We start from the raw sequence: 6,871 nt of genomic DNA, 5'->3' as shown, positions 1-6,871 counted from the left end.
CTCCGCACTTTGTGACCGCATTAAACACCGAAATAGACAACCGTATGGTAGAACAGGCAACAGTGCTAAAGGCGACAATAGAGCGTCAAAGAACAGAACTACGAAATTTAACTGAAGACCTTGCTGCAACTGAGCAAGGTCTCACAACAGCACAGGTTGCAGCGTCAGAACTAAAAACAAAAACAACGGAAGTTCAAACAGAACATAAAAACCTCAACGCTAAATATAACGAAACTGTCGAGACATTAAACAATAAATATAATGAAGAAACGGCTCGATTAAACAAATCGATCATCGAATTAAATGGAAAAATTGAAATCTTACATGGAAACCTCAACAACAAAACTGAAGAGCTTGGAAAACAACGAAATATTGCAGAAACAAAGGATTCTGAAAACAAAAAACTTGCCACAGAGACGAATGAAATCAATAAATATTTACGCAAGAAAAATGATGAAATAACAGATAAAAAAGAGGAAATAGCCAAACTCGAACAAAAAATCATTGGGCAAGAGAGTGAACTGAAATCGAAAAATGAAATAACAAATATTCACTTGGAAACCAACAAAAAACTAACTCATTCAATAAACACAGACGCCAACAAAATTACAGAATTAGAAAAACGAGTGGCAGCAGCTGAAACCGAACTGTCAAACGCGAATATTGACAGATCGACCCTAGCTGTAAAATTAGAAAATGCAGAAAAAAATGTGGCCCGATTAGAACAAAATAAATAAAAAAACTAATTACCAGGGACGCAGTCGACTGAACAATGTCGGCCGCTGCTCATCCAACTGTTTATATCGATAATTAAAAATATTTGGTGGGGTCAATAATGTGCTCTGTCTTTTGAATGCGCGATTGTAATCTGTTGTTGAATCAATTTCGAAAAGTCTTGAATTTTGAAATGGATCAGTCCAACTTTTTTTACCATCGAGAACGACAAAAAAAATCTTGTCGTTAATGTTTGATATCTTTTTTTTGATAACTTTCAATCGTTTACGAGCATCAATAATCACATCATTCGTTAACATTTCTGGCGATAATTCACTGTACTCCACATAAGTTTCGTGATCTTCGCGTATGTTTTCATACACCATTCTGAATACGTGACGATAGATTGCTCTAAAAATCTCTTCATTTGAACAAACAAATAATTGTGTGGAATATAAAAATGACGACCAGTCATTATCGGAATCCGGTTTGTCGGGCCATACCGATTTATTCCCGCCTTGCATGGTGGCAGAAATAAATGGATCCAACCATGCTCGTAATTGTGATTTTTTGTTTTTTATGTTGCGAACAGAATTCTCCACTTCAATTATAAGCAAATGGTTTTCGTCGTTATCTTTTATCGCACAATCTGGTAAATTCCCTAATTGAATATTTACAACAGTTTTTGACGTTGCCATTTGCAGTTCGGTAAAAACACAGTCGACTGATATATTATTTAGTTCAGACAGCCTGTCCCAACCGTAAAAATTTTCGCCGTTTAAGTTTTGGCCGCTGATAAATTGAATCAAAATTTCATTTGTAATAAAACGATGGTACTGGCGAGATTTTGCATTTATACCCGCTCTCGAAATACCAATGACAGAATGATGCTGTTTCAAAAGAAAATTTCCCCGCCTTCGAATTTTATAGGCTTTTATATTTTTAGAGCCGCTCGCGAGTAAAATATATTCATCAACATATTTGTCTTTTACTAATCTTTTTAAAATTCTTTTTATTTGGTGAACCGGTTTTTTAGTGTCATTTTTTAGTATCAATTTTGCAATTTGATACGCTGTCAACCAATCGTAAAATTGGATGCATCTCAGCGTATTTATCACCAACTCATTAGCACGAAGATTGGTCCGCGACATGGGCGATTTTTTTGGTTTTTGTTTTTTGTTATCCGTCATAACTTTTCGTACTTATTTAAAAAATATATTTTTTAAATAAGTACGAAAAGGACGAAAACCCATTCGCCCTACCAAAAAAATAAAACACTTTTTTGGTAGGGCGAACAGTGCACACTCATACGAGAGATGAATCTCTCTACTGCGTACTGTTTTCGGCTGTACCAGATGATTTTGCTCCGCAAAATACAGCTGCTACAACACGAAAAGCGGCTGCCAGAATTACTTCGTAATCCCGACAAACCCCAACCCATCGGTAAGAATTTGGGCTCACTGCGTTCACCTCAAATCTTAGCCCTCGCGTTGAGGTTTGTCGGCATTACGACTGTGAAACAGGGCAATATTTAAACATTAAATCGACTTTTTGCTCGCCGTTCCGACGACCCAAAAGGTCTGATTTTATGTAATAAATATAACCCTATTCCACAGCACGAAATTCTGCCAGCCGCGCCCTGGATTTTGGTTCCGGTACAACAAATAATGGGCGCATGGAATGCGCAAATACCCATCATTTGTTGTACCGGAACCAAAACTACGGGAAAGAAAAACCGAGCCGCTCCGCCCATTATTTGATGTGTTAAAAAAAAGGGTACCCTCACAAAAACACGTGAGCCCTTTTTTTTTAACACATCAAATAACGGTTCCCGAACATCTAATTGGATGAAGAAATTTTAAAATGGGCGCATGAGAATGCGCAAAAATCCATTTTAAAATCCCTCCATTCAATAAGATTCAAAAGCAAAATCAAAACCATTCATCTTTTCGACTCGTCAAAAAACCTTCATGGTTCCAAAACAACAAAAAACAGTTCAAAAGATAAAGATGAATCAGCAAACAGGGAAACTTTAGTGGTCCAAAAAACCGGATCTTAAGTAGGGTTGGGTTGGATAAATAATTTTAGGTGTGATTTATTTTTTCTATGGCCGCATCGGAGATGCAAAAAAAACAACGAACGAATACATATAGGATCCAGAGGGTTAACTGTTTGAGCATAATCAGATTTTCTATTAATTATCAGGATCAAATATAATATTATTTTAGATGAGAAATTAGTCGTTGATAGGTTTGTAAATATGGGGCAACATGGTTGAGTTAATTTTTTCTGAGGCTAGAAAAAATTAAACCCCGCAAGTCACAGAAGTTGTCGCTTCTCGTTGCAGGGTTAATTCACACAAATACAGAGGCAATATTAATGATTTTCAAAAATAATGCAACTCTGAATTACGCAATAATTTGCGATAAGTTCAGGGTGTATGCAACTCAACAGTAATTTCAAAAGAAATGCGCCTACTCAATTGCTGATTAATTTCAACTGTTCTGCTGAACAATTGTATTATGACGATCTCCCATATCACCCATATTGCACAGATAATTTTAAAACTGGTTCGTATCAATTACGCCGAGACCGCGCGATTGAAAAATCCATCATCCAGCATAACCCAAACCATTTGATCAGGTGCCTTGTCTTTGATATGGATAAACCAAAGGGCGCCAATGCCTACTGGAATGCACAAGATCACTGGAAAGACGTCGGGGCTCCAGAGCCTAACTGGATTGTCATTAATCCCGTTAATGGTCATGCCCACTACTACTACATGCTAACAACTCCAGTGCCTATTACTGACAATTCACGCATAAAACCGCGTAAATATATTGCAGCAATTCAACGGGCGCTTAGAATACAATTACAATCCGATATTGGATATTCTGATCACCTAGCGAAAAATCCAATACATGAAAAATGGACCGCCCTTGTCACCAGGCATGAAACATATTCGCTTCAAGAACTTGAACAATACGTAGATCTAAAAACATTAGTAAAAACACCCAAAAGGGAATCTGAAGGGCTTGGGCGGCATTGTATTCTATTCGACGAATTGAGATGGTGGGCATACAGCCGCGTAGAATCAGCTAAACAAAACATGAGTTTTGAACAATGGCTGAATTCATTATCAACCAAAGCTACTTCACTCAACACATTCAACACCCCACTAGCCTATTCCTCAATTAACAGCACAGCTAAAAGCATCGCTCGCTGGACTTGGACTGAATACACAGGAACAGGAACGAGTAAAAATCGTGGTCGAGATACAAACAAAAATCATCAACTGGAACTTACAGACAAACAAACCTACGCAGCAATAAAAACAGCAGAACAAAAAGTCGATAGTTCGATAACCCAAATCAAGAATGCAATTCTCATTCTTGAAAAAACAGGGTGTAAAGTCACCAAACCAGCGATAAAAAAACTGACTGGTAAATCACTTTCCACTATCAAACGTTATTGGAAAATAGGGGTTCATTAGGTGTACATCAGATAACCATGCTGTAGAACTGGATTAGGTCAACCTCTTAATAGCGCCTAAAAGCTCAGTTAATAGAGTTCCAATCTCTATCTCACCAAATCAATACAGAATCCAAATAACTCGCCGATTGAAACTCTCTCCACTGACAGATTGATCACAAAACTACGCAACAACACCAAATTTTGGCCATCAAAAAAAAACAAATCTATTCTAAATATGTTGGAAAATCCGTACACACAAAACCCAAAACAATTAAAGCTCCTCTAAGCTCCTCTAAGAGCCTCCAACTGTCGGATAAACCTAATGGTATAGGAATGTATATTTAACAGAAAACAGGGCGCATACTAGAGTCAATCATGCTGCAAATTTCACGCAGAACAAAATAATAAACCAAAACCAGACAGTTTCAGCTAGAAAAAAATAAAAACCCAATAAAATCATAAACAAACTATGTCCGCTATTGTTCAGTATCGGACAAAGAGGACGTAGTCTATTCTATTTTGGAACAGACTAGGATAGGTGATATCTGAAAAAGGCAAACAGAGCTTTAAATTCCAAAGACCCTTGTTTCTCCAAGGGGTGCTAATGTATCTTGTCTCAAGTCAGGTAAAAAAATACCGCAATTAAGCGGTATTGATGAGGCTTAACGAACTACGCCAATAGTTCAGAAGAGCCGATTCATTATGTGACTCTATTAATGTACAACAAAAATGTGTTGAATGACAAATTTTCATTTGACCAGGCATTGGGCCCAGCTGCTCATCGAGCAGGTAACAACAGGTATAGAGCTAATTCATTATGTGACGATGATGACTAGCTCCATCGAGAGCAAAACAATGATCAAATACATAACATTATTCGCTATTGTTTGCGTCGTAATATGGACTGGAGGAGTTGTAGATTTAATAGTTACAATTCCATGTTTTCCAGCACTATTACCGCCAAAACCAATAGACAAAAACTAAAAACTAAAGCCACCTTAGGTGGCTTTTTTAATGGCTAACTGATCACCATGGTGGCTATGGTGGCTATGGTGGTATGTTATTTAACTTTCTAAATTAATTTAAGGAAATTTGTAACAAATACCAAACCTATTGCAGGGCTTATTGTTTTGCCTGATTTATAAATGGCTATTTAGCGATTTAGCGATTTAGCATTCAAAAAAAAGAGCTATGACATTTCTTTAGTAATTATATCAATAGCCTTTAGCAGTAGTTCTTTCTGAGTCATATCGTGTTCACTTGCAAGTACCTTAAAAGCTCGCTTAACCTCAATCGGGACTTTAAAGTTGAGGTCCACCAACTTACCAGATTCTTTCTTGGTGGTGTTCTGGACTGCGTTAATAACAACTTTTTTTGAGTTAGGCTTAGGGGCATCTATAGTTATACCTTTTTTCATTATTTACTCCGTAATTTTTTTAACAACGGCTTTTATCAAAAGACCTGCTTTTTCATTTAGAGATTTTACTCGCGTTTCAGTTAAGCAATAACCACGGTCTAGAGCTTGGGAATAACTTGTTTTATGTGCAATAGCCTCATCGAATACATTGAAATTATACTCGCGAATAGCATCAATCGCTCCGCGAGTTTCAGCATCTGAAGAAGTTTTGAAAATAACAAACCAAATTCTTTCTCGTTCAACACCGTTGGAAACCAACTCGGCCGCTAAACCAATTTGAGGCTCTAAATCATCAATACTGGTACCTGTAGGGAGTATCACCATATCAGATACTTTTGCGGCATCTAAAGTGCCTTGCGTGGCGTGTGGCGCACCATCAATAACTAGTAAATCAAAATCACCAGCCAAAACTAATGCTTTACTTGTAACTTTAAAATCTTGGGTTTTAACCTTTGGCTCTATATCTACAGTATCGCGCCTTTTGTCGCTCCAATTTTTTACTGTTCGTTGTGATGGGTCAATATCTGCAAGAAGAACATCCCAACCTGCACGCGTTAGCTCGACAGCTATAGTCCGTGAAAGACTACTCTTACCTACGCCTCCCTTTTGCGATAAATTACTGATTATCATACGCTTCCCTTTTTAATTAATCGCTAAAATGCTAAATAGCATTTTAGCATTTTAGCGATTAGTTGCAAGTATGCATTATGCATTATGTTAACCAGTAAAAAACTTAGTTAAATGAGCCAGTCGTCCCATTTTTTAGCTCCGATAATTCATTTGAAAACTTGGAACGTTCCTTATTTTTCTGGACACTGGACACTGGACAGTTAATTATTAAGCTTAATGTCCACTGTCCAGTGTCCAGAAAATCTGATATAATAATGTTAATTAAAAAATCAAACACAGGTGTTAAAAATGAGCGATTCAATCAAAATCAACAACAGTGACGAACAACGTAAATTAGTATTTTTGGAATGTGAAACCATGCAATCCGAGGGGGTTGTCGAAATTTCATCACGAACAGTTGCAGCTCGACCAGGCATCAATTGGGGAAAAAGCACGATTTCAAAATTTGTCACAGAATGGCACACACTAAAAGATGCCAAATTAATCGAAGTGCTAGAGCAAACACGCATGTCTCCGCACTTTGTGACCGCATTAAACACCGAAATAGACAACCGTATGGTAGAACAGGCAACAGTGCTAAAGGCGACAATAGAGCGTCAAAGAACAGAACTACGAAATTTAACTGAAGACCTTGCT

6 protein-coding genes are annotated in these 6,871 nt (G+C 37.3%); 3 read left to right on the top strand and 3 right to left on the bottom strand.

All coding sequences use genetic code 11. The features are described from left to right. Nucleotides 1-737 (top strand): hypothetical protein (locus H4J54_RS04695; RefSeq protein WP_220465735.1); only part of this gene is annotated, 737 nt, incomplete at its 5' end. Between the two features lie 9 nt (nucleotides 738-746). Here H4J54_RS04695 and H4J54_RS04690 read toward each other — a convergent pair. Then, the gene (locus H4J54_RS04690; RefSeq protein ID WP_182189778.1) at nucleotides 747-1,904 is read right to left on the bottom strand and encodes a hypothetical protein; all 1,158 of its coding nucleotides are present in this window, start codon (nucleotides 1,902-1,904) and stop codon (nucleotides 747-749) included. 1,250 nt (nucleotides 1,905-3,154) lie between these two features. On the opposite strand from H4J54_RS04690, the gene H4J54_RS04685 reads away from it, so the two are divergent. Further along, nucleotides 3,155-4,207, top strand: a complete 1,053-nt coding sequence (locus H4J54_RS04685) for a replication initiation protein (protein ID WP_182189777.1) — start codon at nucleotides 3,155-3,157, stop codon at nucleotides 4,205-4,207. 1,170 nt (nucleotides 4,208-5,377) lie between these two features. On the opposite strand, the gene H4J54_RS04680 is transcribed toward H4J54_RS04685, so the two are convergent. Further along, the gene (locus H4J54_RS04680; protein WP_220464155.1) at nucleotides 5,378-5,605 is read right to left on the bottom strand and encodes a hypothetical protein; all 228 of its coding nucleotides are present in this window, start codon (nucleotides 5,603-5,605) and stop codon (nucleotides 5,378-5,380) included. A 3-nt stretch (nucleotides 5,606-5,608) separates the two neighbouring features. Then, complete coding sequence (locus H4J54_RS04675) at nucleotides 5,609-6,235, bottom strand: AAA family ATPase (RefSeq protein ID WP_182189776.1); 627 nt, start codon at nucleotides 6,233-6,235, stop codon at nucleotides 5,609-5,611. Between the two features lie 288 nt (nucleotides 6,236-6,523). Between H4J54_RS04675 and H4J54_RS04670 the strand changes: the two genes are divergently transcribed. Beyond that, nucleotides 6,524-6,871 (top strand): hypothetical protein (locus tag H4J54_RS04670; RefSeq protein ID WP_182189775.1); only part of this gene is annotated, 348 nt, incomplete at its 3' end.

The sequence above is a fragment of the Colwellia sp. MB3u-8 genome, from assembly GCF_014076985.1.
Classification (GTDB): Bacteria; Pseudomonadota; Gammaproteobacteria; order Enterobacterales; family Alteromonadaceae; genus Cognaticolwellia.
Note: the sequence above shows the minus strand (reverse complement) of the source record. Positions and strands in the feature narration are given on the sequence as shown.

Coding starts and splice junctions, on each gene's coding strand:
- H4J54_RS04680 (WP_220464155.1), bottom strand. CDS start 5,605: ATGAAAAAAGGTATAACTATAGATGCCCCTAAGCCTAACTCAAAAAAA.
- H4J54_RS04690 (WP_182189778.1), bottom strand. CDS start 1,904: ATGACGGATAACAAAAAACAAAAACCAAAAAAATCGCCCATGTCGCGG.
- H4J54_RS04675 (WP_182189776.1), bottom strand. CDS start 6,235: ATGATAATCAGTAATTTATCGCAAAAGGGAGGCGTAGGTAAGAGTAGT.
- H4J54_RS04685 (WP_182189777.1), top strand. CDS start 3,155: ATGCAACTCAACAGTAATTTCAAAAGAAATGCGCCTACTCAATTGCTG.